The sequence below is a fragment of the Pseudomonas sp. 313 genome, from assembly GCF_000316965.1.
GTDB lineage: Bacteria > Pseudomonadota > Gammaproteobacteria > Pseudomonadales > Pseudomonadaceae > Chryseomonas > Chryseomonas benzopyrenica.
The window spans coordinates 180568-203134 of the sequence record NZ_ANBZ01000067.1 but is presented as its reverse complement, the minus strand read 5'-3'; the positions used below and the strand labels follow the sequence as shown (position 1 = coordinate 203134).

Below are 22567 nucleotides of genomic sequence, written 5' to 3'. Positions count from 1 at the left end.
GACCCGTGCTCCGCGAGCGGCTGGGCGGCGTTTGGCTTCCGGGCCGGCAATGGCTCGCTCAAGACAGGCGCCCTGCAGTGCGCCGGTACGTTTCGCCTCATAAATAAAAAATAGAGAGAGCATGATGAACAGAGCTATCACCAGGGTCATGTTGACGGGCTTGTTGGGTGGCACCCTGCCGCTGGCGCACGGCCTGGATTTTTCCGGCTACCTGAGAGGCGGTCTGGGGACGTCCACGGGGTCGCAGTCCCAGCAGTGTTTTCAACTGCCAGGAGCGTCTTCCAAGTTTCGTCTGGGCAACGAATGCGAGCAGTTGGCCGAACTCGCCTTGTCCCACGATCTGCTCAGGCTCGACGACGGCTCGCGTCTTGGGCTCTATGGCATGGTCCAGCTATACAACGCCTATGACCATACGCCGCGCTTCGACGGCGACTTCGGCAGGACCCGTCTGGTCCAGGGCTATGCCTATTGGAACGGTGTACAGGCCCTCAACGGCGGCGCGGTCTGGGTGGGGCGCCGTTACTACAAGCGCAACTCCATCGATATCTCCGACTTCTTCTACTGGAATCAGAGTGCTACCGGTGGCGGCCTGGAAGACATCCCCATTGGGGATCTCAAATACAGCCTGGCCTTCTCCCGCAAGGATAACTTCGACCAGACACGTTACATCAGCCGCTACGATTTCAACGTGGCCGGTTTCCAGACCAACCCCAACGGCCTGCTGGAACTGGGCGCCAGCTACATCGACAAGCCATCGAACATGCAGGACGCGCACAGTGGCTGGTCGGTGACGGCCCAGCACAAGCAGCAGAACTTCCTGAATTGGGGTGGGGTGAATACGCTGGCCCTGCAATACGGCGAGGGGCCCGGGGTAGCGCTGGGTTCCACCGGTGACATTGGCACCCGACGCGACTCAGCCAGCTATCGCCTGGTGGAGTTCTTCGACTGGCAGATCGGTCCGCGCTGGGGTGGTCAGTTGCAATTCGTCTACCAGACCGACAAGCGCGATACGGGTGACCAGCACTGGTTGTCCACCGGCGGCCGGACCGTCTATGGCTTCGCCGAGCAGTGGAAGCTGGCGACCGAGCTTGGCTACGACCAGGTCCAGGCGCCCGGTGGTACCCGCAAGCTGACCAAGCTGACCCTCGCGCCGACCTGGTCGCCGCGCGGGTTGACCTTCAAGAACGCCCATCCCGAGGTTCGCTTCTACGTGACCTATGCCAAGTGGAATCGCGCAGCCCAGGACGCGGCCAACCTGCTGGCGGCGGGATCGGCGCTTTCCGATACCGGCAGCTTCGGTTCCTCGCTGGATGGCGCCAATCTCGGCGTACAACTCGAGCATTCCTGGTAGACCAGGGTACGACCGGTCGATGCCAGCTATTAAAATTCCAAACTCTATTGATATGGAATTTTTTTTCTAATAGATTGCGAGTCATTGACCGCCAAGGCGGGCACGGGTCGCCGTGTACCGCCGCTCCAACAATAAGTAGGTGATGTCGATGTTTCAGAGCCCCGCTGCCCGTCCGTCCATTTTCCGTCGTCTGCTACTCGCCCTGGTCCTGGCCTCGCTGCCAGGTCTATCCCTGGCGGAGCTGCGCATCGGCGTTACCGTCGGCAATCTCGACAATTACATCGCCTACCTGGTCCGCGCCATGCAGGACCGTGCCAAACAGGTAGAGGGCGGCGCCACCTTGCAGGTGGAAGACTCCGCCAGTGATGTGGTCCGTCAACTTGGCCATGTCGAGAACTTCATCGCCCAGAAGGTCGATGTGCTCATCGTCAATCCAGCCGATACCGCGGCTACCCGCAAGATCACCCAGCGTGCCACTGCCGCCGGCATCCCCTTGGTCTACCTCAACAGCCGCCCGGAAGTGGAGAGCTTCCCGGCCGGGGTGGTGTTCGTGGGCACCGACGAGCGCGCCATCGGCCAGCTGCAGATGGAGTATCTGGCCAAGCAGATGGGCGGCAAGGGCCACCTCGCCATCCTTCTCGGCCGCCTGGCCCATGACGACACCCGCAAGCGTACGGCCGGCGTCAAGGACGTACTGACCAAGTACCCGGATATCAAGGTGGTGGAGGAGCAGTCCGGCGACTGGCAGCGCGAGAAGGGGCTGGACCTGATGAGCAACTGGCTGCTGGGCGGACGCGAGATCGATGCCGTGGCAGCCAACAACGACGAGATGGGCATCGGCGCGGCCATGGCCCTGCAGCGCGCCGGTCGCCGGGACATTCCCGTGGGCGGTATCGACGGCACTCCCGATGGCCTCGCCGCTATCGCGCGCAAGCAGCTGGCCGTGACGGTGCTGCGTGATCCGGTGGCCATGGGCAACGGCGCCGTGGACGCTGCCGTCAAGCTGGCCCAGCACCAGGCGCTGCAGGGTGATCTCTGGATCCCGGTGCATCTCGTCACCCCGGACAACTATCAGCAGTTCCAGCGTCAATGACCTAAACCGCCGGCCGGCTCAGCACGGCCGGCGAGGAGATCGTGATCATGCTCAGTCCTGCCACCCCTGCGGCTGTAATTCCGCTATCGGCCACGGCCGCGCCCAGCGAATACCTGCTGGAAATCGTCGATGTCACCAAGGAGTTTCCCGGCGTCAAGGCGCTGTCCCACGTGCAGTTGCGGGTGCGTCCCGGCACCGTGCTGGCGCTAATGGGCGAGAACGGCGCGGGCAAGTCGACGCTGATGAAGATCATCGCCGGCATCTACCAGCCCGATGCCGGCGAAGTGCGGTTGCGCGGCGTGCCGGTGCGCTTCGAGACACCGTTGCAGGCGCTGCAGTCGGGGATCGCCATGATCCACCAGGAACTCAACCTGATGCCCTTCATGACCGTTGCCGAGAACATCTGGCTGGGTCGCGAACCACTCAATGCCCTGCACCTGGTGGACCACGGCAAGATGCGTCACCAGACCCAGGCATTGCTGGACCGGCTGCGCATCGCCCTGGATCCGGAAGACAGCGTGGGCAGCCTGTCCATCGCCGGACGGCAGATGGTGGAGATCGCCAAGGCGGTGTCCTACGACAGCGATGTGCTGATCATGGACGAACCCACCTCGGCCATCACCGAGACCGAAGTGGCGCACCTGTTTTCCATCATCGCCGACCTCAAGGCCCAGGGTAAGGGCATCGTCTACATCACCCACAAGATGGACGAGGTGTTCCAGATCGCCGACGAGGTCGCGGTGTTCCGCGATGGCCAATACATCGGCCTGCAGCGCGCCGACAGCATGAACGGCGACGGACTGATCGCCATGATGGTGGGGCGCGAACTGACCCAGCTGTTCCCGGAGCGGACCGCGCCGCGCGCCGAGGTGCTGCTGTCGGTGCGCGACCTGGCGCTGGATGGGGTGTTCTCCGGCGTCTCCTTCGACCTGCGCGCCGGCGAGGTGCTGGGCATCGCCGGGCTGATGGGCTCGGGGCGCACCAACGTCGCCGAGACGCTGTTCGGCGTGACCCCGGCCACCGCTGGCGAGATCCACATCGACGGCCAGTCGGTGCGTATGAACGATCCCTGTCTCGCCATCCAGAAAGGGCTGGCGCTGCTGACCGAAGACCGTAAGGACACCGGCATCTTTCCCTGCCTGTCGGTGGGGGAAAACATGGAGGTGGCGGTGTTGAAGGGTTTCGCCAGCGGCGGCTTCGTGCAGCAGCAGCGCCTCGACCAGCTCTGCGAGGAGATGCGCCAGCAGCTGCGAGTGAAGACGCCCTCGCTGGACCAGTGCATCGCCAACCTCTCCGGCGGCAACCAGCAGAAGGCGCTGATCGCCCGCTGGCTGATGACCCGCCCGCGCATCCTCATCCTCGACGAGCCCACCCGCGGCATCGACGTCGGCGCCAAGGCCGAGATCTACCGGCTGATCGCCAAGCTGGCCGCAGAGGGCCTGGCGGTGATCATGATTTCTTCCGAACTGCCCGAGGTCCTGGGTATGAGCGATCGGGTGATGGTGATGCACGAAGGCACCGTCACCGGCTTTCTCGATCGCGGCGAAGCCACCCAGGAGCGGGTCATGCACCTGGCCTCGGGTAATCCCGTACTGCACTAGCGCGCGTCATGCGCGGCGGGTGCCTACCCGCCGCCTCCGGCCTACAACGAGGTAGAACAAGATGAGTGCCCTCCTGGACAAGAAAACCGCCGAGCTACCCACCGCGCGCCCGCGGCGCCGCATTCCCACCGAGCTGGGCATCCTGCTGGTGCTGCTGGGCATCGGCCTGGCCTTCGAGGCCTTCGGCTGGGTCCTGCGCGACCAGAGCTTCCTGATGAATTCCCAGCGCCTGGTGCTGATGATCCTGCAGGTCTCGATCATCGGCCTGCTGGCCATCGCCGTGACCCAGGTGATCATCACCACCGGCATCGACCTCTCCTCCGGCTCGGTGCTGGCGCTGTCGGCCATGGTGGCGGCGAGTCTGGCCCAGACCTCGGACTTCGGCCGCGCGGTGTTTCCCTCGCTGACCGACCTGCCGGTCTGGGTGCCGGTCATGGCCGGCCTCGGAGTGGGGCTGCTGGCCGGCGCCATCAACGGCAGCATCATCGCCGTCACCGGTATTCCGCCCTTCATCGCCACCCTCGGCATGATGGTCTCGGCCCGCGGCCTGGCGCGCTACTACACCGAAGGCCAGCCGATCAGCATGCTGTCCGACGACTACACCGCCATCGGCGCCGGGGCCATGCCGGTGATCATCTTCCTGGTGGTGGCGGTGATCTTCCACATCGCCCTGCGCTACACCAAGTACGGCAAGTACACCTATGCGATCGGCGGCAACATGCAGGCCGCGCGCATCTCCGGCATCAACGTCAAGAAGCACCTGATCATCGTCTACAGCATCGCCGGCCTGCTGGCGGGCCTGGCCGGGGTCGTGGCCTCGGCCCGCGCTGCCACTGGCCAGGCGGGCATGGGCATGTCCTACGAACTGGACGCCATCGCCGCGGCGGTGATCGGCGGCACCAGCCTGGCGGGCGGGGTAGGGCGCATCACCGGCACCGTGATCGGCGCCCTGATCCTCGGCACCATGGCCAGCGGCTTCACCTTTCTCGGGGTGGACGCCTACGTCCAGGACATCATCAAGGGCCTGATCATCGTGGTCGCCGTGGTCATCGACCAGTACCGCAACAAGCGCAAGGCCAAGCGCTAGGGCTTGCGCCTTCCCCTGTCCTTGGGAGAGGGCCGGAGGTGAGGGGCGAGCCAGCACCCGATTGCTCTTCCCCCTCTCCCCCTGGGAGAGGGCCGGGGTGAGGGGCGCCCCCACCCCTAAGCCATCCCTTTTACCCGGTCGGCTACTGGCTTGGCCGGCCGGGTCTTTCTACACCCCTGACGGAGAACGACATGCGCGACATCGGCATCGGTCTGATCGGCACCGGCTTCATGGGGCATGCCCACGCCCAGGCCTTCCATCACGCGGCCAGCAGCTTCGCGCTCCCGGTCCGCCCGCGGTTGGTGGCCCTGGCCGATGCCGATCCGGAGCGCGCCGCTCGCTGCGCCGACGCCTGGGGCTTCACCCGCAGTTGCGACTGGGAGCGCCTGATCGCCGATCCCCAGGTCGAGCTGGTGGCCATCACCACCCCCAATCTGCTGCACGCACCCATGGCCCTGGCCGCCCTTGCGGCCGGCAAGGCGGTCTACTGCGAAAAGCCCCTGGCGGTGAGCCTGGAGGAGGCGGCGCAGATGCGCGACGCCGCGCGCCAGGCCGGGGTGGTCAATCGGGTCGGCTACAACTACCTGCAGAATCCCATGCTCAAGCAGGCGCGCGAGCTGATCGAAAGCGGAGAACTGGGCGAGATCGTCAGCTTCAGCGGCGAATTCAGCGAAGACTTCATGGGCGATCCCCAGGGGCCCTTCACCTGGCGCTGCGAAACCCGCCAGGCCGGCGGCGCCCTGGCCGATCTGGGCAGCCATATCCTGTCACTGGCGCGCTTCCTGCTCGGCCCGGTGGCGGCGCTCTGCGCCGATCTGCACACCGCCCATGGCCAGCGGCCCCATCAGGGTGGCCCCCGGGCGGTGGAGATCGACGACCAGGCCCATCTGCTGCTGCGTTTCGCCAATGGCGCCCGCGGCACCCTGACCACTAGTTGGCTCAAGCACGGGCGCAAGAATCGCCTGGCCTTCGAGGTCTGCGGCACCCGCGGCACCCTCAGCTTCGACCAGGAGCGCCTCAACGAACTGCGCCTCTACCAGGTCGGCGACCGTCCGGGCCTGGCCGGTTTCCGTACCCTGCTGGCCGGTCCGCACCTGCCGGACTACGCCGCCTTCTGCCCGGCGCCCGGCCACCAGCTCGGCTACAACGAGCTCAAGACCCTGGAGGTCCGCTCGCTGCTGGAAGCCCTGGGCGGCAACCCCGGGCATACCGGTGTCGACTTCCAGGAGGCCTGGGAAGTGGAGCGCCTGGCCCAGGCCGCGCGGCAATCGGCCCAGGAGGAGCGCTGGGTCAGACTCTAGTCTGGGGTAGGATGCTGGGATCATCCCGCGTGAGGATTGTCCCTTTTCCATGACCACACTCTCCGGCGACGGCCTCACCCCGGTCCGGCGCATGAAGCTCATCGCGCTGCTGCTGCTGTTCCTGGCGGCGGCGCTCTACTGCCTGGCCACCGCCCTGGAGGCCCGCCACCCGGCCTGGGGCTACGCCGCCGCCTTCGCCGAGGCGGCCATGGTCGGGGCCATCGCCGACTGGTTCGCGGTGACCGCGCTGTTCCGTCATCCGCTGGGCCTGCCGATTCCCCATACCGCCATCATCCCGCGCAACAAGGCCGGGGTCGGGCGCAAGCTGTCGGACTTCATCTGCCTGCACTTCCTCGCCACGCCCCAGGTGCTGGCCAAGCTGGAAGAACTGGACGCGGCCGGACGCCTGGCCGGCTGGTTGCGCCAGCCGGACAACGCCGCCGCGGTGGCCAGCCAGGCCACTGGTGTCGCCCGCTACTCCCTGGAAGCCCTGCGCGAGGTGCGGGTGCAGGCCTTCATCCGCCGGGTGGCGGTGGAGCGGCTGCAACGCCTGGACGTGGCGGCGCTGTCCGGCGAATTGCTCGACATGCTGACCGCCGACGACCGTCACCAGGCGGTGCTCGACGAGGTGCTGCAGGAGATCGACCGGCTGTTGCAGGACGAGGACACCCAGGCGCTGATCGCCCGCACCATCGGCGGCGAGTTGCGCACCCTCAAGTACCTGGGGCTGGACGAGCGGGTCGGGCGCTGGTCGGCGATCAAGGTGGTGCAGGCGGTGTCGCGCCTGATCGGCGAGATCGGCCACGACCGCGAACACGAGTTACGCCGTCACTTCGATGGCTATCTGGTCGGCTTCATCGAGCGCCTCAAAGAGGACCCGGCCTTTCGCCTGCGCGGCGAGCAACTACGTGATCGACTGCTTGCGCATCCGGCGCTGGCCGGCTATCTGCAGGAGCTGTGGGACGAACTGGTGAACTGGCTGCAGGCCGATCTCGCCGCTCCGGATTCGCGCATCCGCCGCCGCCTGGGCCGGCTGCTGGCCGAGCTGGGCGAGACCCTGAGTCGCGACGAAGCCATGCGGCGCTGGATCAACGAGCAGCTGATGGCGGTGGCACCGCCCTTCATCGACCGCAACCGCCAGCGCATCGGCGACTACATCGCCGCCCGCGTGGCCGCCTGGGATACCGGCGAACTGGTCCAGCAACTGGAGCAGAGCGTCGGCAAGGACCTGCAGTTCATCCGCATCAACGGCACCCTGGTGGGCGGCCTGGTGGGACTGGTGCTGCATGCCCTAACGCAGTGGTTCGGGCCGGGGTAGGGGCTCGATCGCGGCCATGGGCCGCTCCTACACTAAACCCGAGCCTGTAGGAGCGGCCCATGGCCGCGATAGCCCTGAGCACCCATAGCTAAGCCCTGCTGCTATACCACCCCCTCTCTCTGGGAGAGGACCGGGGTGAGGGCAAACCCGGACGCCAAAACCCCAAGCCCCCTCCACCCATCACCCCACCCGCACCCAACCGGCGCCGCGCGGACTAATCCCCATAGTCCCTGTCCCGAGCGCCCCATGTATCGAATCGGCTTTGCCTGCATGTACCGTCATCCCGAGCGCAGTCTGTCGCTCAAGGCACTGGAGCAGGTCGAGCGGGCCTTCAACACCCGCACCACCACCCTGCGCTGGCTGGGCAGCGTCGAGCGCGCCGCCGCCGAGGCCAAGTTGCTGGACGTGGTCACTCACAACCTGGATGCCCAGCTGAGATTCGTCGAGCACGTCGCCGACCTGCCGGACAATCTGCGCATGCTGCGCCTGAGCAGCGATCTGCTGCCCTTCTACAGCCACGCCGAATTCGCCTACTTCTATCGTTCCCAGGAGTTGCAGGCGCTGCTGGCCGATCGCTTCGGTCGGCTGGGCGAGCTGGCCCGCCGCCGCGATGTGCGGCTGTCGCTGCATCCCGGGCAATTCTGCGTGCTGGGCTCGGATCGCCCCGAGGTGGTGGAGAACAGCCTGAAGGAGTTCGAGTACCACGCCGACATGATCCGGCTGATGGGCTACGGCCAGAAATTCCAGGACTTCAAGTGCAATGTGCACATCGCCGGCCGCCTGGGCGTGCCTGGCATCCGCGCGATCTGGCCGCGACTCTCCACCGAGGCACGCAACTGCATCACCTTCGAGAACGATGAAAAGACCTACGGTGTCGACGACTGCCTGCAGCTGGCCGATCTTGCTCCGGTGGTACTGGACATCCACCACTGCTGGATCCACGAAGAGGCCTACATCGACCCCTGGGAGCCGCGCGTGGAGCGTATCCTCGACAGCTGGCGCGGGGTGCGTCCGGCCATGCACTACTCCCAGCCGCCGGAAGCCCTGATGGAAATGGGCGTCTCGCCCACCGAGCGGATCGACATCAAGTTTTTGCTGCAGCAGATCAGCAAGCGGGTGCTCTATGCCCACAGCGACATGATGTGGAACGACTGGTGCAACCGCTACGCCTGCCAGTTCCTCGACCGCTTCGACATCATGTTCGAGGCCAAGCACAAGAACGTCACGGTGCGGCATTTCTATGACCGCTACCTGGGCGGCGACGGCAGTCTGCCGCCGGCGGATCACGGCATTCTTTCGTAGGTTGGGCTGAGACGGCTCCATCGTCGAAGCCCAACGGGGGTGCTCGACCTTGGCACTGCTGGGCTTCGCTGCGCTCAACCCAACCTACTGTCTCGTCACGTAGGTTGGGTTGGGACGGCTCTATCGTCGAAGGCCAACGGGGGTGTTCGACCTTGGCACTGTTGGGCTTCGCTGCGCTCAACCCAACCTACGAAAACGGCTCTCACTGCAACATGCCGCAACGAGCCTGGCGGGCGACAGGCTGGAAGACCCGCTTAACTCAAGGGTCATCCTTTCGAAACGATCGTCGCGAGGCCCGCCATGCCGACCCGTCGCCATTTCCTGCAGACCACCACCGCCCTGGCCGCCGCCGTGACCGCCGCACCCTGGCTATGGCAGAGCGTCCAGGCCGCCGAGCCGCTGCTGACCCGCAAGATCCCCCGCAGTGGCGAGGCCCTGCCCGTCATCGGTCTCGGTACCTCGGGCAATCTCGATGTCGACTTGAACGACGCCGCTCTGGTGCCGCTGCAGGAGGTGCTCAAGGCGCTGCTCGACGGCGGCGGCACCCTCATCGACACCGCGCCCAGCTATGGCAACTCCGAACGGGTGGCCGGCGAGCTGGTGAAGCGGGCCCAGGCCCGGGAGCGGGTCTTTCTCGCCACCAAGGTATCGGCTACCGGCCGCGAGCGCGGCGCGGCGCAACTGGCCGCCAGCTTCAAGGCCCTGCAGACCGATCGCCTGGACCTGGTCCAGGTGCACAACCTGCAGGACACCGCCAACCAGCTGGCCCTGCTGCGCGAGCAGCAGCAGGCCGGCAAGGTGCGCTATGTGGGCGTCACCCACTACCGCGAAGCGGCGCTGGACGATCTGCTCGCTACCCTGAAAAAGGATAAGGTCGACTTCGTGCAGTTCAACTATTCCGTGGGCGAGCGCGAAGCCGAGCGGCACCTGCTGCCCTATTGCCGCGACCAGGGCATCGCCGTGCTGATCAATAGACCCTTCCAGCGCGGCAATCTGCTCTCCGGCACCCGCGGCAAGCCACTGCCACCGCTGGCCGCCGAACTGGGCGCGACCAGCTGGGCGCAGTTGCTGCTCAAGTTCATCCTCGCTGACCCGACGGTGACCGCGGTGATTCCCGCCACCAGCAACCCGCGCTACATGGTCGACAACCTTCAGGCCGGGCGGGGGAGGCTGCCCGATGCTCGCCAGCGTGAGGCCATCGCCGGGCTGTTCGCCTAGATGAAGGATTGGCTCGGTCGCGTCCTTGACGCCCGCGCCGGTGAGTCGCCCGCGGCCCTGGCGGGCTTCGCGCTGTTTCTCTGCCTGTTCGCCGGCTACTTCATGCTGCGGCCGATCCGCGAGGCCATGGGCATCGCCGGTGGCGTGGAGAATCTGCAGTGGCTGTTCACCGCCACCTTCGTGGTGATGCTGCTCGCCGTGCCGCTGTTCGCCTGGCTCAATTCGCGGGTGGCGCGGATTCGCTTCGTCGACTGGGTCTACGGCTTCTTCGCCCTCAACCTGCTGGCTTTCGCCGCCTGCTTCGCCAGCCTGGGCGACAGCGTCTGGCTGGCGCGTACCTTCTATGTCTGGATCTCGGTCTACAACCTCTTCGTGGTCTCGGTGGCCTGGAGCCTGATGGCCGATGTCTTCGACGGCGCTCAGGCGCGGCGGCTGTTCGCCTTCATCGCCGCTGGGGCCAGTGTGGGCGGGCTGCTCGGCCCGGTATTGGCCGCCGTCCTGGCCCCGCTGATCGGCGAGGCGGGCCTGGCGCTGCTGGCCGCGGCGTTGCTGCTCCTGGCGCTCAGGCTCAAGGCCTATCTGATGGGCTGGCGCGAGACCCGGGGCGCCGGACGCCCGGGGGCGCCACCGACGGAAAGCCCGCGGCGCCCGGTGGCCGGCAATCCCTTCAGCGGCCTGACCCGGGTGCTTGCGTCACCCTATCTGCTGGCGGTGAGCGCCTTCGTCATCCTGCTGGCCACGGTCAGCACCTTTCTCTACTTCGAGCAGGCGCGGCTGGTGGCCGAGCTGTTTCCCGATCGCGCCCGCCAGGTGCAGGTGTTCGGCCTGCTGGATTTCGTGGTCCAGGCCGGCGCCCTGGTCAGCCAGGTGCTGATCACCGGTCGCCTGGCCCAGCGGCTCGGGGTACGGGTGCTGTTGGCCGGGGTGCCGCTGCTGATGTGTATCGGCTTCCTCGGACTGGCGCTGCTGCCCACCTTCGCCATGCTGGCCGGGCTGATGATCGTCAGGCGGATCGGTGAATACGCCTTCATCCGCCCGGGGCGCGAGATGCTCTTCGCGCCGCTGGACGCCGAGACCCAATACAAGGCCAAGAACTTCATCGACACCGTGGTCTATCGCGCCGGTGACGCCGCCAGCGGCTGGGCCAAGAGTCTGCTGGATCTGCTCGGCCACGGCGCCTGGCTGCCGGCCCTGGTGGGTGCCGGTTGCGCGGCGCTCTGGGCCTGCCTGGGTTTCTATCTGGGCCGCCGCGCAGATCAGGCCGCCCAGGCGAACGAAGCGGAGCGGCGCTGAATGCCGGCTGAATCGTTGTAGCCGGAAACAACCCGGGGCTCCGAGGGGCGACCGACGGGGTGCTAAGGTAGGCCCTTCTCCTTGCCTCTGGGCCCTCCATGTTCCGCTCCCGCGCCATGATGTATCTGGTTCTCCTCGCCCTGCATCTGTTCATCGGCCTCAGCGTCATCGGCGATCTCGGGCTGTCGCCCGCTGCGCAGCTGCCGTTCTGGATCTTGCTGCTGCTGTCCTTCGTCCTGGTGCCCCTGGGCTTTCGCTCACGGGACATGAACTCGCGCTTGCTGGCCTGGGCCGCGCTGATCGCCATGGGCGTGTTCTCCAGCCTGGCGGTGTTCAGTCTGCTGCGCGGGCTGGTGGTGGCGCTCGCCAGCCTCGTCGGTCAACCGCTGGACGCCGCCTGGCGTGCCGGCAGTGCCTGGGCGGTGCTGGGTCTGGTGCTGCTGGTGGCCCTGCGCAGCGTCTACAACGCTCGCCGTACCGCCAAGGTCAAGGACGTGGAACTGGCCCTGCCGACGCTGCCTGCCGGCCTGGACGGGCTGCGTATCGTCCAGCTCAGTGACCTGCACATCGGCCCCACCATCAAGGCCGGCTACCTGCAGCGCATCGTCGACCGGGTCAACGGCCTGGATGCCGATCTGGTGGCCATTACCGGCGACCTGGTAGATGGCAGCGTGGCCGAGTTGCAGCACGAATTCCTGCCGCTGCAAGGACTCAAGGCGCGCCTGGGCACCTACGCCATCACCGGCAACCACGAATACTATTCCGGCGCCGAGGCCTGGGTGCGCGCCTGGCGCGAGCAGGGCCTGACCCTGCTGCTCGACGAGCATGTGGTACTGCAGCACCAGGGCACGCCCTTCGTGCTGGCCGGCATCACCGACTACTCGGCGCCGCTCTATGTGCCCAGCCACCGCAGCGACGCCGCGGCCGCCTTCGCCGGTGCCCCGGAAGGACTGTTCCGCCTGCTGCTGGCCCACCAGCCGCGCTCGGCGCCCAAGGCCGAAGCGGCCGGTGCCGATGTGCAGCTCTCCGGCCACACCCACGGCGGCCAGTTCTGGCCCTGGATGCACTTCGTGCGCCTGCAGCAACCCTGGGTGGCCGGCATTCACCGCCTGGGTCGGCTGACCGTCTACATCAGCCGCGGCACCGGCTACTGGGGTCCGCCGCTGCGCTTCGGCGCGCCGAGCGAGATCACCCTGATCAGGTTGCGAAAGGGGTAGCGGCAGGAGAAACGTCAGCAACGGCATTGAGTTCGCCAAGAATCCCGCACCAGAGGCCCTGCGTTCGGCCAAGCCTCAGTGGAAACCATAAAAAGACAGATAGATGGCCTTTTGCCAGTGCTTGTCCCTTCGAGACAGTTCTCTATCCTCGTCCCTACCTTGACCCGGACGCCCCGGCACCCAAGGACAAACTGCAACACGGATAAGGATGTATCGCCATGACGAGGACAGTGGCTTTCTTGCTGGTCCCCGAGGTGCTGATGCTGGATTTCGCCGGGCCGGTGGAGGTGTTTTCCATCGCCAATCGCTATCTGCCCACGGCCGACCACTATCGCATCGTGACCATCGCCGCGGGGCGGCGGCGGACCCTGCGTTGTTCCAATGGCATGACGATACGCACGGAGCTCACCACCCAACAGCCGCCGGGGAGCTATGACCTGCTGCTGGTGCCCGGTGGGCCGGGGGCCTACCTGGAGCCCCATCCGGACGTCGCGGCCTGGCTGCGGCAGGTGCCCGCGCAGTGCACCCGCTACGGAGCGGTCTGCACCGGCACCTTCCTGCTCGGCAGCGCCGGTCTGCTCGACGGCCGACGGGTCACCACCCACTGGAATTATCGCGAGCGACTGGCGCGACGCTTTCCCCGCGCCCAGGTGACCGCCGATGACATCTACCTGAGCGATGGCCCGCTGCTGAGCTCGGCTGGGGTCACCGCCGGTATCGACCTGGCGTTGGCCCTGGTGGCCGAGGACCATGGCAAGGTCATCGCCCGGGAGGTGGCCAAGGTGCTGGTGGTGGTGACCCAGCGGCAGGGCAAGCAGGCGCAGTTCAGCCCGCTGCTCGACGAGCCGGAAGCCACCACCGCCATCAACCGGGTGCAGCACCATGTGCTGGCCAATATCGACCAGGCCTATTCGATCAGCCGGCTCGCCGAGCTGGCGACCATGGGTACCCGCAACTTCGCCCGGGTGTTCAAGCGCGACACCGGCATGACGCCCCTGGAGTTCGTGCTCAGGGCGCGCATCGATCATGCACGCGAATTGCTGGAGACCAGTGAGCTGCCGCTGAAGACGGTGGCCTTTCGTAGCGGCTTCGCCAGCGACCGCTGCATGCGCGCCGCCTTCCAGAGCCATCTGGGGCTGACTCCGGCGCAATACCGTTACCAATTCAGCTGAAATCGACCTCTGATGGCGGTATCACGCCCATCGATGGCAGCTTCTGGCCGTATATCGTCATACGGCTTTCCTGGGTAGCAGCCAGAATGGTCGTACCTATCGGCAAGGAGAGGCGCACACCGTCGAGGGACTGCGGAGTCTGGTGCCCGCAGAACCCGAGGCAAGGTGGCGCGACACGGTCATGCAAGAGCTCAAGTCCCTGGAAGACGCCAGTGCCTTCCGCTTCTGCGGCCTGGTCCTGGATGCACGTCGGCGCCTGCTGCTGGATGGCGAGCGTGTGCTGCCCCTCGGCGGACGGGCCCTGGACATCCTGCGGGTGCTGCTGCAACACCCCGGCGAACTGGTCGGCAAGCAGACCCTGATGGCCCGGGTCTGGCCTGGCGCGGTCGTCGAGGACATCAACCTGCGGGTGCACATCTCGGCCCTGCGCCGGGTACTGCGCCCCTACAGCGATCGGGATCCCATCCTCAGCGCCCGGCATCGCGGCTACGGCTTCGCCCTGGCGGTGGAGCGCCTGAGCGAGGAAGACCTCACGCCGCTGGCCGAGACGCCACTGCCCCTGACGCCCCTGGAGGGGCGCGAGACCAGCCTGGTCGAACTACGCCGCTTGCTCGCGCAACGCCGTCTGGTGTCGGTGGTGGGTACCGGCGGTGTCGGCAAGTCGCTGCTGGTCCAGCATCTGCTGCCTGCGCTGGCGGAAGACGTTGCCGACGGGATACAGAGTCTCGATCTCGCGGCACTGGGCCACATGATGGCGCTGGTGGATCGGCTCGCCAGCGACCTGGGACTCGCCAGTGGCAGTGGTTTGCCGGCGCTGCAGGAAGCCCTGGCCACGCGGCGCCTGCTGCTGGTGCTGGACAATGCCGAGCGGCTGATCGAACCCGCGGCCTGGCTGGTGGAAAACCTGCTGCAAGGCTGTCCGCAGCTCAGGGTGCTGGTCACCAGTCGCGAGGCCTTGCGGGTGGAAGGGGAGGCCGTGTTGCGCCTGGCGCCGCTGCCGGTCGTGAATCCACCCACACGGCGGCTGCGCGAGGCCATGCGCCAGCCGGCCTTTCGGCTGTTCGTCCGGCGTGCCCGGGCGCGCCTGCCGGGGCTGCAGTTGCGGCCAGCCGACGTGCAGCTGGTGGGCGAGATCTGCCGCCGCAGCGAAGGCGTGCCCCTGGCGCTGGAGATCCTGGCCGAGCAGGTGGCGGCACTGGGGCTGGCGGGGGTCTTGGCGCAACTCGATGGCGGCTATTACCTGAGCGTGGCCGGGCGGCGCACGGCGGCGCAACGCCAGCGCAGCCTCCGCGCCATGCTCGACTGGAGTCTGCACAGCCTGAGCGAGTCGGAATTCGCCGTGCTGGCGACCCTGGCCGAGGCCGGGGAGCATTTCAGTCGGCAGGAGGCCCTGCGACTGGCGGCGCAGCGCGGGCTGGAGGAGGCGCTGTTCATCCCCCTCCTGGGACAATTGGTGGACAAGTCGCTGATCCTGGTGGAAGGCAGCGGGGCGACCCTAGGCTACCGCCTGCTGGCCATGTTGCGCCTGCACCTGCGCCAGTTCCGCCAGCAACCGCCGCTCCAGGGCCTGCTGCTGCCAGGCCAGCGGCGGGATCCCCACGGCGCGGGTGAATACCCGGCTCAGATGCGCCTGGTCGAAGAAGCCGCATTCCAGGGCGATCGCCGCCAGGGGTAGCCGGCGCTCGGCGAGCAATTGCCGGGCACGGTCGATGCGCTGCTGGCGCAGCCATTCCAGTGGGGCGAGTCCGGCGCTGAGCTTGAACTGGCGGGTGAAGTGACTGCGCGACAGGCCGCAGACGGAGGCGACCTGGCTGACGCTGATGCCGCGCTCCAGATGCTGCAGCAGGACTTCCTTGGCCAGACGTTCCTGCCAGGCGGCCAAGCCGACCAGTCGGGTATTGGATAGAGCCAGGGTGCTATCGACGGTCATGGACATGGCGCTCTCCCTGTCAAACCAGCCGTGTGGCGCGCTGGCCTGGCTGAGAATGATTCCCTGCAGTTGTCTGACGTGCGAGTTGTCTATCGTTAATTAGCGTTAAGCCGGCAACGGCTTAGGCGCAATACTGTCGCGCCGGGCTTGGCCGACCGTGGCGGCGAGCCAGCAGGTGCCAGCCCAGCAGGGCGAGGCCGAGCAGTCCGGCGAGCAGCAGGGGCGCCGGGCCATAGGCCTGGAGTGCGTCGAGCAGGGCCAGGATGTGCGCCTCGAACAACCGCCCCAGGGCCAGGCCGGAGCCGATCCACAGAGTGGCGCCGCCCAGGTCATAGGCCAGGAAGCGCCGCAGGGGCATGGCGCTGGCGCCCGCGCTCAGGGTGGCCAGGGCCGCGGCGCCGGGGATGAACTTGGCCACCAGCAGCAAGCTGGGCAGGCGGGTGGCGGCCGGGACATGCTGGCCAGGCAGATGGCGCAGCAGCCAGGCGCCATGGCGCCGACCGGCCCAGTACCAGAGCAGATCGGCCACGCCGGTGACCGCCACGCTGGCCAGCAGCGCCAGGAGCAACTCGGCTTCATCGGCCGCGGCGCCCATCACCAGTAAAGACGGATAGGCCGGTACCGGCAGGCCCAGCTGTTCGCCAAAGACGTTCAGCGTCAGCCAGAGGGTGGCGTTACCGGCCACCAGGGAAGTCAGGGCTTGGGTGCTCATGGCGCGTTCTCGGCAAGGGGAGGCCGTGGGAGCGGCCTCCTAGCGCAAACGGGGCCTACGATTTCGCGAGCTAGAGCCAAACAAGGCGAAAAGACCTGAGGAAGCGGAGTTTACGAGTGGTAAATGAGCATTCCGAAGGTCTTTTCAACGCAGTTTGGCCGACGCGCAGCAAATCGTAGTCAGGGCATTTGCGGCAGTTCGTTGGGCCGCAGATCAAACACCAGCACCTCGGCATCGGTCCCGTGGGCCAGCTGCAGCTCGCGCTCGCCGCGCAGCCTTGCGCCGTCACCGGCCTGCAGCAGGACGCCATTCAGCTCCAGGCTGCCGCGGGCGACGTGCACATAGGCATGGCGCTCGGGGGCCAGTTGCAGCGCGGCGCTTTCGCTGCCGTCGAACAGACCGGCGTAGACCCGGGCGTCCTGGCGTACTTCCAGCGAGCCCTCGGCGCCGTCCGGCGAGATGATCAGGGCCAGACGACCACGCTTGGCCTCGGCGCTGAAGTGCTGCTGCTGGTAGCGCGGTTCGGCGCGGCGCACGTTGGGCACGATCCAGATCTGCAGGAAATGCACACTCTCGCGCTCGGAGTGGTTGAACTCGCTGTGGCTGACGCCACTGCCGGCGCTCATCAGCTGGACGTCGCCCGGGCGGATCACCGAACCGGTGCCCAGGCTGTCCTGGTGCTCCAGGGCGCCTTCGAGCACATAGGAGAAGATCTCCATGTCGCGGTGCGGGTGCTCGCCGAAGCCCTGGCCCCCGGTCACGGTGTCGTCGTTGATCACCAGCAGGTCGGAGAAGCCCTGTTCCGCCGGATTGCGGTAGCTGGCGAAGGAAAAGGTGTGGAAGGACTTGAGCCAGCCGTGGTTGGCGGCGCCGCGATCGGAAGCTTTACGAATGGCCAGCATGATGAGGCTCCTTGTCTGAGTGGGGCGCGGTCTGTTCCGACGCCATGGAAGTCATCCTACTGTGGCGCCCTGGTTTGATTAACGAGCTGGAAGGAGAATGGTCGTCCTGTTTTGGTTGACGATACCTTCAGCCAAAGGGCGCCGTGCTGTTTACCGTGATCGTTACTCCAGGCGCGGACGGGCAGGCCAGAGCCGTACCGCCAGGGCCAGCAGGGCTGTCGCCAGCGCCAGGCCGGCGACGCCATTCCAGCCCAGGTGGGCCAGCAGCAGACTGCCCAGCGCCGCGCCGCTGGCCATGCCGATGAACATGCCGGTGAAGAGCACCGCGTTGAGGCGGCTGCGCGCCTCGGGTTCCAGGCCGTAGACCTGGGCCTGGTGGGCGATCAGAGTGGCCTGGACGCCGAGATCGAAGACCACCGTCGCCAGCGCCAGCAGCACCAGACCGGCCACGCTCGGCAGCCAAGGCAGCAGGAGCAGGCTGGCAAAGGCCGTGGCCGCCAGGCCAATGCCCAGGCGCGTCACCCATTCCGAGCCATGGCGATCCGCCAGGCGCCCGGCCCAGGGCGCGGCCAGGGCACCGGCGGCACCGGCCAGGCCGAAGGCGCCGGCGGCGGCGCTGCCCAACTGGAAGGGCCCGGCATGCAGATAGAGGGCGAGGGTCGACCAGAAGGCACTGAAGCCCACGGACAGCAGCCCTTGCGCCAGGGTCGCCCGGCGCAGGGCGGCATGCTGGCGCCAGAGGGCACCCAGGGAGCCGAGCAGGGCCGGATAGCTGAGCCGGGTGGTGGCGGCGAAGGCCGGCAGACCACGCCAGACCGCCACGGCGATGGCGGCGATGCTGAGGGCGGCGAACAGATAGACCGCGCGCCAGCCCAGCCACTCACCCAGCAGGCCGCTCACCACCCGCGACAGCAGGATGCCCAGCAGCAGCCCCGTCATCACCGTGCCGACGATGCGCCCGCGCTCGGCCGGCGGCGCCAGGGTCGCGGCGGCGGGCACCAGGTCCTGGGCCACGGTGGCGGCCAGGCCGGTGACCAGACTGGCCACCAGCAGCCCGTGCAACCCCGGCGCCAGACTGGCGCCGAGCAGCGCCAGCAGCAGCACGGCCAGCTTGGCCAGGATGATGCGGCGGCGATCGAAGCGATCACCCAGGGGCGCGAGCAGCAGCAGCCCCAGGGCATAGCCGAGTTGGGTGAGGGTGGGGATCAGCCCCACGTCGGCAGCGGGCGCGGGCAGGGCACTGGCCAGGGTGCCCAGCAGGGGCTGGCTGTAATAGAGGTTGGCTACGCTGAGGCCGGCGCCGGTGGCCAGCAGGCCGAGCAGGGCCGGGGACAGACTGCCGCTGAGAGGCGAGGTCTGGCTATGCGAGAGTGGAATGTCGGTCATGGCGATTCTCCGGGTGGGAAGACGATGAGCGCATTCTTCGCTAGAGTGGTCGCTGCCTGTAGCCGAACGCGGGGTACAGGGGGTATACGTAGGCCGTATGAACACCACCTTTACCCATGACCGTCTCGACCTGCTGGAAACCTTCGTGCGTATCGTCGAGGCCGGCAGCCTGTCGGCGGCCGCGCGCCAGCTTGGCACCACCCAGCCCACCGTCAGCCGACGTCTGCAAGCGTTGGAGGGGGCGCTGCAGGTGCGCCTGGTACAGCGCTCGACCCACGCCCTGCGCCTGACCGAGGACGGCCAGCGCTGCTATCGCCAGGCCCAGCAACTGCTCGGCGACTGGCAGGCCTTCGCCGCCGCCTTGCACGGTGCCCATGCCGAGCCCGAGGGACGGCTGCGGGTGGTGATGCCCCATGCCTTCGGCCAGGAGCAACTGCTCGATCCGCTGGAGACCTATCTGCGGCGCTATCCCGGCATGCAGGTGGATTGGGTGCTCAGCGACCGGGCGCCCAATTTCGTCGCCGATGGCGTCGACTGCGCCATCCGGGTGGGGGTGGTGGAGGATCCGGATACCGTGGCGGTGCGCCTGGGTGATGTGCAGCGCATCCTGGTGTCGGCGCCGGAGCTGGCGAGCACGCTGCAGGCACCCGAGGAGCTGGCGGCACTGCCCTGGATCGCCATGACGCAGTTCTACCAGACCGAACTGCGCCTGCAGCTGGGCGCAACTGGCGAAAGCCGGCTGATCCCCTTGCGCCCGCGGCTGGCCACCGAGAGTCTCTTCGTCGCCCGTCATGCCGCGGTGCGTGGTCTGGGCTGCGCGGCGCTGTCGCACTGGATGGTACGCGAGGACGTCGCCGCGGGACGCCTGGTGCACCTGCTGCCGGAATGGCAGGCCGCGCCCCTGCCGATCTATCTCATCTATCCCTATGCCCGCGTCTACCCGGCGCGGCTGCGCCTGTTTCTCGAGCTGGTGCGCGAGGCCTGCGCCAGGATGCTGGATGTGACGGCGCCCGCCTGACCTCAAGGATCGGGCGGGCGCATCGACCGAGGGCGATCAGGCGAGGCGGGCCGACCGCACCGGCCGCCAACCATCCAGGCTCAGCGCCCCGGCGCCGAAGGCCGCCACCTGCAACAGGCCGCCGGCGATGGCGATGTTCTTGAGGAAGTGGATCAGTTGGTTCTGATCGGCGAACTGGCTGTGAAACACCAGGGCGGTCACCAGGGTGAAGGCGGCCATGGCCAGGGCCACCGGGCGGGTGCGGTAGCCGATCAGCAGGAGGCTGGCGAGTCCCAGCTCCACCACCAGGGCGCCCAGGTAGGCGAGGTCCGGGAAGGGCAGGCCCATGGCGGCGATGTAGCCCTTGGTGGCGGCGGGGGCGAGCAGTTTGCCCACGCCGCTGAACAGGAAGAGGCTGGCGAGCAGCAGGCGGCCGGTGGTGGCGGTGAGGGCTTGGGTGTTCATCGTTGACTGTCCTTTTCCAGGTCTGGCATCCGGCTTGGATGCGATGGGGCAAGCTTACTGTCCACTCGATTCCCGAATAAGTAGTGATGGCGCGTTAAACAGTCACCCTTAGGTTGACTATTTTCCCGTTGCTGCAACCTGAATCCTTTCAGCTACACGCCACAGCACAGGCGTACAAAAACCAGCACAGACGTCCAAGGCCGTCCGCCGTCGTCCGGGCGAAAGTTCGCTCCATCGACGGCGCGAGGTCTCTCTCGCAGCCGACTCTTTCATCAGGGGGATGGGTCATGGGAAGCGTGAGGCTGGATCTGGGACTCCTGTTCCTGCGCCTGGGCGGCGCCGGGCTGCTCCTGGCGGTGCATGGTCTGCCCAAGGCGCTGCACTTTCGCCAGCAGCTTGGCCTGATCGAAGACCCGCTGCACCTGGGCGCCTGGCCGACGCTGGGCTTCGCCGTCTTCGCCGAGGTGCTCTGTCCGTTGCTGATCGCCCTGGGTTGGGCGACGCGCCTGGCCTGCTTGCCGATCCTCGGGTTGCTGCTGATCGCCCTGCTGGTGGTGCACCCCGAGTGGTCTCTGGAGCAGGGTCAGTTCGGCTGGCTGCTGCTGGTGCTGTTCGGCACCCTGGCGCTCACCGGGCCCGGTCGCTATTCACTGGAAGCCCGGCTGGTCAGGCGTCACGCCGCCCAGGGTGGCTTCGCGAGGGCCCTGTCATGAGCGCCGCACGCGGGCAGGACCTGCATCAGGCGCACAGTCGCATCGTCACCCTGGTGATCCGCCACCAACCCCTGGCCGGCCAGCAGGACGCCTATCAGCGCTGGCTGCAGCGCGCGGTCACCGCTGCCCGTGAAGCCTGTGGCCATCTCGGTGTGGATGTCATCCCGCCGGCCGAGGCAGGCACCGCCTTCACCACCCTGGTGCGTTTCGCCGACGTCGAGCGGTTGCAGGCCTGGCTGGCCTCGCCGGAACGCCAGGCGCTGATCGCCGAGGTGGCACCGCTGCTGCGCGAGGCCGATGCGCCTGAGGTGCATGCCGACGCCGAGTTCTGGTTCAACCCACCGCGCCCCGGCGTGCGCCAGCCACCGGCCTGGAAGCAGGCGGTGCTGACCTACCTGGTCATCGCGCCCCTGGCGATGCTGATCCCGCCACTGTGGCAGCCGCTGTTCACGCGCTATCCGCTGCTGGCCGGGCCGGTGCCGAGCAACCTGCTGATCACCCTGTGCATCGTGCCGCTGGTGGTGTTCCTGATCATGCCGAGGGTGAGCCGCCTGTGCGCGCCCTGGCTCAACGCCCGCTCGGGCGCCTTTTCCACTCCTTCCACCCTTAGAGGCGAACAACCATGAGCACCTTCACCACCCGCGATGGCGTCGAGATCTATTTCAAGGACTGGGGCAGCGGCAAGCCCGTGCTGTTCAGCCACGGCTGGCCGTTGGACGCCGACATGTGGGATTACCAGATGCATCATCTGGCCAGCCACGGCTATCGCGCCATCGCCTTCGACCGCCGCGGCTTCGGGCGCTCCGGCCAGCCGTGGAATGGCTATGACTACGACACCTTCGCCGACGACATCAAGGAGCTGATCGAGCACCTGGATCTGCGCGACGTCACCCTGGTGGGCTTCTCCATGGGCGGTGGCGACGTCAGCCGCTACCTGGCGCGCCACGGCTCGGCGCGGGTCGCCAAGCTGGCGCTGCTCGGCGCCGTCACCCCGCTGTTCGGGCAGAAGCCGGACTTCCCCCAGGGCGTCGACCAGGGCGTCTTCGACGGCATCCGCGGCGGTCTGCTGAAGGACCGCGCCCAGTTCCTCGCCGACTTCGCGCCAGTGTTCTATGGCACCAACCAGGGCCAGACGGTCTCCGCGGGCGTCTTCACCCAGACCCTCAACATCGCCCTGCTGGCTTCGCTGAAAGGCACCCTGGATTGCGTCACCGCCTTCTCCGAGACCGACTTCCGTCCGGACATGGCCAAGATCGACGTGCCGACCCTGGTGATCCACGGCGACGCCGACCAGGTGGTGCCCTTCGCGACCACCGGCAAGCTGGCGGCCGAGCTGATCCGTGGCGCCGAGCTCAAGGTGTACGCCGGCGCCCCCCACGGCTTCGCGGTGACCCACGCCGCGCAGTTGAACCAGGACCTGCTGGCCTTCGTCGCCCGCTGACCACCCGCCCGGTCAGCAGCAGACGCTGCCCGGGTCGCGAGTACGGTTATGAGCCAAGAACCCCTGGA

General features: G+C 67.3%; 20 protein-coding genes and 1 pseudogene. 16 read left to right on the top strand and 5 right to left on the bottom strand.

Annotated elements, in window-relative coordinates; translation table 11 throughout:
* Positions 1-124: 124 nt before the first annotated feature.
* The 12 genes and pseudogenes from C722_RS0114175 to C722_RS27065 form a co-directional block, all read left to right on the top strand.
* Positions 125-1351 carry a carbohydrate porin gene (locus C722_RS0114175; protein WP_026083851.1) on the top strand — a complete coding sequence of 409 codons (1227 nt, stop codon included), beginning with the start codon at positions 125-127 and terminating at the stop codon, positions 1349-1351.
* A gap of 148 nt (positions 1352-1499) precedes the next feature.
* Positions 1500-2444 carry a sugar ABC transporter substrate-binding protein gene (locus C722_RS0114170; protein ID WP_017641127.1) on the top strand — a complete coding sequence of 315 codons (945 nt, stop codon included), beginning with the start codon at positions 1500-1502 and terminating at the stop codon, positions 2442-2444.
* Positions 2445-2491: 47 nt separating this feature from the next.
* Complete coding sequence (locus tag C722_RS0114165; protein WP_017641126.1) at positions 2492-4045, top strand: sugar ABC transporter ATP-binding protein; 1554 nt, start codon at positions 2492-2494, stop codon at positions 4043-4045.
* Between the two features lie 61 nt (positions 4046-4106).
* Complete coding sequence (locus tag C722_RS0114160) at positions 4107-5132, top strand: ABC transporter permease (protein ID WP_017641125.1); 1026 nt, start codon at positions 4107-4109, stop codon at positions 5130-5132.
* A gap of 191 nt (positions 5133-5323) precedes the next feature.
* Positions 5324-6433, top strand: coding sequence for a Gfo/Idh/MocA family protein (locus tag C722_RS0114155; protein ID WP_017641124.1), 1110 nt, complete (start codon positions 5324-5326; stop codon positions 6431-6433).
* Positions 6434-6482: 49 nt separating this feature from the next.
* The gene (locus tag C722_RS0114150) at positions 6483-7751 is read left to right on the top strand and encodes a DUF445 domain-containing protein (RefSeq protein ID WP_017641123.1); all 1269 of its coding nucleotides are present in this window, start codon (positions 6483-6485) and stop codon (positions 7749-7751) included.
* Positions 7752-7997: 246 nt separating this feature from the next.
* Positions 7998-9053, top strand: coding sequence for a UV DNA damage repair endonuclease UvsE (uvsE, locus tag C722_RS0114145; protein WP_017641122.1), 1056 nt, complete (start codon positions 7998-8000; stop codon positions 9051-9053).
* Between the two features lie 300 nt (positions 9054-9353).
* Positions 9354-10271: an aldo/keto reductase gene (locus C722_RS0114140; protein WP_017641121.1), complete on the top strand. Its 918-nt coding sequence runs from the start codon at positions 9354-9356 to the stop codon at positions 10269-10271.
* Positions 10272-11564: an NTP/NDP exchange transporter gene (locus C722_RS0114135; protein ID WP_017641120.1), complete on the top strand. Its 1293-nt coding sequence runs from the start codon at positions 10272-10274 to the stop codon at positions 11562-11564.
* A gap of 98 nt (positions 11565-11662) precedes the next feature.
* Positions 11663-12781, top strand: a complete 1119-nt coding sequence (locus C722_RS0114130; RefSeq protein ID WP_017641119.1) for a metallophosphoesterase — start codon at positions 11663-11665, stop codon at positions 12779-12781.
* A gap of 218 nt (positions 12782-12999) precedes the next feature.
* Positions 13000-13953 carry a GlxA family transcriptional regulator gene (locus C722_RS0114125; RefSeq protein WP_177323664.1) on the top strand — a complete coding sequence of 318 codons (954 nt, stop codon included), beginning with the start codon at positions 13000-13002 and terminating at the stop codon, positions 13951-13953.
* A gap of 181 nt (positions 13954-14134) precedes the next feature.
* Positions 14135-14827 (top strand): annotated as a pseudogene (locus C722_RS27065) (transcriptional regulator); the annotation flags it as partial.
* Between the two features lie 621 nt (positions 14828-15448).
* Here the strand turns inward: C722_RS27065 and C722_RS25825 are convergent.
* The 4 genes from C722_RS25825 to C722_RS0114100 form a co-directional block, all read right to left on the bottom strand.
* Complete coding sequence (locus tag C722_RS25825) at positions 15449-15889, bottom strand: helix-turn-helix domain-containing protein (protein ID WP_026083850.1); 441 nt, start codon at positions 15887-15889, stop codon at positions 15449-15451.
* A 115-nt stretch (positions 15890-16004) separates the two neighbouring features.
* A complete protein-coding gene (locus C722_RS0114110) occupies positions 16005-16595 on the bottom strand; it encodes a DedA family protein (RefSeq protein WP_017641115.1) in 591 nt (196 codons plus the stop codon).
* 179 nt (positions 16596-16774) lie between these two features.
* On the bottom strand, positions 16775-17497 hold the full coding sequence (locus C722_RS0114105) for a pirin family protein (protein ID WP_017641114.1): 723 nt from the start codon (positions 17495-17497) through the stop codon (positions 16775-16777).
* A gap of 162 nt (positions 17498-17659) precedes the next feature.
* Positions 17660-18883, bottom strand: coding sequence for an MFS transporter (locus tag C722_RS0114100; RefSeq protein ID WP_017641113.1), 1224 nt, complete (start codon positions 18881-18883; stop codon positions 17660-17662).
* Positions 18884-18980: 97 nt separating this feature from the next.
* Here C722_RS0114100 and C722_RS0114095 point away from each other — a divergent pair, with 97 nt between their 5' ends.
* The gene (locus tag C722_RS0114095) at positions 18981-19901 is read left to right on the top strand and encodes a LysR family transcriptional regulator (protein ID WP_017641112.1); all 921 of its coding nucleotides are present in this window, start codon (positions 18981-18983) and stop codon (positions 19899-19901) included.
* 36 nt (positions 19902-19937) lie between these two features.
* On the opposite strand, the gene C722_RS0114090 is transcribed toward C722_RS0114095, so the two are convergent.
* Positions 19938-20345, bottom strand: coding sequence for a DoxX family protein (locus C722_RS0114090; RefSeq protein WP_017641111.1), 408 nt, complete (start codon positions 20343-20345; stop codon positions 19938-19940).
* 287 nt (positions 20346-20632) lie between these two features.
* Here C722_RS0114090 and C722_RS0114085 point away from each other — a divergent pair, with 287 nt between their 5' ends.
* The 3 genes from C722_RS0114085 to C722_RS0114075 are packed head-to-tail and all read left to right on the top strand — an operon-like array spanning position 20633 to position 22499.
* Entirely contained in the window at positions 20633-21058 is a 426-nt protein-coding gene (locus tag C722_RS0114085; protein WP_017641110.1) for a DoxX family protein, read from the top strand.
* On the top strand, positions 21055-21684 hold the full coding sequence (locus tag C722_RS0114080) for an antibiotic biosynthesis monooxygenase (protein WP_017641109.1): 630 nt from the start codon (positions 21055-21057) through the stop codon (positions 21682-21684). Before C722_RS0114085 ends, C722_RS0114080 begins: the two co-directional genes overlap by 4 nt.
* Complete coding sequence (locus C722_RS0114075) at positions 21681-22499, top strand: alpha/beta fold hydrolase (protein WP_017641108.1); 819 nt, start codon at positions 21681-21683, stop codon at positions 22497-22499. The genes C722_RS0114080 and C722_RS0114075 overlap by 4 nt, the downstream gene beginning before the upstream one ends.
* Positions 22500-22567 lie beyond the last annotated feature (68 nt).

Excerpts from the sequence above, each read along its gene's own strand:
- C722_RS0114175 (WP_026083851.1), top strand. The coding sequence starts at position 125 with ATGAACAGAGCTATCACCAGGGTCATGTTGACGGGCTTGTTGGGTGGC.
- C722_RS0114170 (WP_017641127.1), top strand. The coding sequence starts at position 1,500 with ATGTTTCAGAGCCCCGCTGCCCGTCCGTCCATTTTCCGTCGTCTGCTA.
- C722_RS0114165 (WP_017641126.1), top strand. The coding sequence starts at position 2,492 with ATGCTCAGTCCTGCCACCCCTGCGGCTGTAATTCCGCTATCGGCCACG.
- C722_RS0114160 (WP_017641125.1), top strand. The coding sequence starts at position 4,107 with ATGAGTGCCCTCCTGGACAAGAAAACCGCCGAGCTACCCACCGCGCGC.
- C722_RS0114155 (WP_017641124.1), top strand. The coding sequence starts at position 5,324 with ATGCGCGACATCGGCATCGGTCTGATCGGCACCGGCTTCATGGGGCAT.
- C722_RS0114150 (WP_017641123.1), top strand. The coding sequence starts at position 6,483 with ATGACCACACTCTCCGGCGACGGCCTCACCCCGGTCCGGCGCATGAAG.
- uvsE (WP_017641122.1), top strand. The coding sequence starts at position 7,998 with ATGTATCGAATCGGCTTTGCCTGCATGTACCGTCATCCCGAGCGCAGT.
- C722_RS0114140 (WP_017641121.1), top strand. The coding sequence starts at position 9,354 with ATGCCGACCCGTCGCCATTTCCTGCAGACCACCACCGCCCTGGCCGCC.
- C722_RS0114135 (WP_017641120.1), top strand. The coding sequence starts at position 10,272 with ATGAAGGATTGGCTCGGTCGCGTCCTTGACGCCCGCGCCGGTGAGTCG.
- C722_RS0114130 (WP_017641119.1), top strand. The coding sequence starts at position 11,663 with ATGTTCCGCTCCCGCGCCATGATGTATCTGGTTCTCCTCGCCCTGCAT.
- C722_RS0114125 (WP_177323664.1), top strand. The coding sequence starts at position 13,000 with ATGACGAGGACAGTGGCTTTCTTGCTGGTCCCCGAGGTGCTGATGCTG.
- C722_RS25825 (WP_026083850.1), bottom strand. The coding sequence starts at position 15,889 with ATGTCCATGACCGTCGATAGCACCCTGGCTCTATCCAATACCCGACTG.
- C722_RS0114110 (WP_017641115.1), bottom strand. The coding sequence starts at position 16,595 with ATGAGCACCCAAGCCCTGACTTCCCTGGTGGCCGGTAACGCCACCCTC.
- C722_RS0114105 (WP_017641114.1), bottom strand. The coding sequence starts at position 17,497 with ATGCTGGCCATTCGTAAAGCTTCCGATCGCGGCGCCGCCAACCACGGC.
- C722_RS0114100 (WP_017641113.1), bottom strand. The coding sequence starts at position 18,883 with ATGACCGACATTCCACTCTCGCATAGCCAGACCTCGCCTCTCAGCGGC.
- C722_RS0114095 (WP_017641112.1), top strand. The coding sequence starts at position 18,981 with ATGAACACCACCTTTACCCATGACCGTCTCGACCTGCTGGAAACCTTC.
- C722_RS0114090 (WP_017641111.1), bottom strand. The coding sequence starts at position 20,345 with ATGAACACCCAAGCCCTCACCGCCACCACCGGCCGCCTGCTGCTCGCC.
- C722_RS0114085 (WP_017641110.1), top strand. The coding sequence starts at position 20,633 with ATGGGAAGCGTGAGGCTGGATCTGGGACTCCTGTTCCTGCGCCTGGGC.
- C722_RS0114080 (WP_017641109.1), top strand. The coding sequence starts at position 21,055 with ATGAGCGCCGCACGCGGGCAGGACCTGCATCAGGCGCACAGTCGCATC.
- C722_RS0114075 (WP_017641108.1), top strand. The coding sequence starts at position 21,681 with ATGAGCACCTTCACCACCCGCGATGGCGTCGAGATCTATTTCAAGGAC.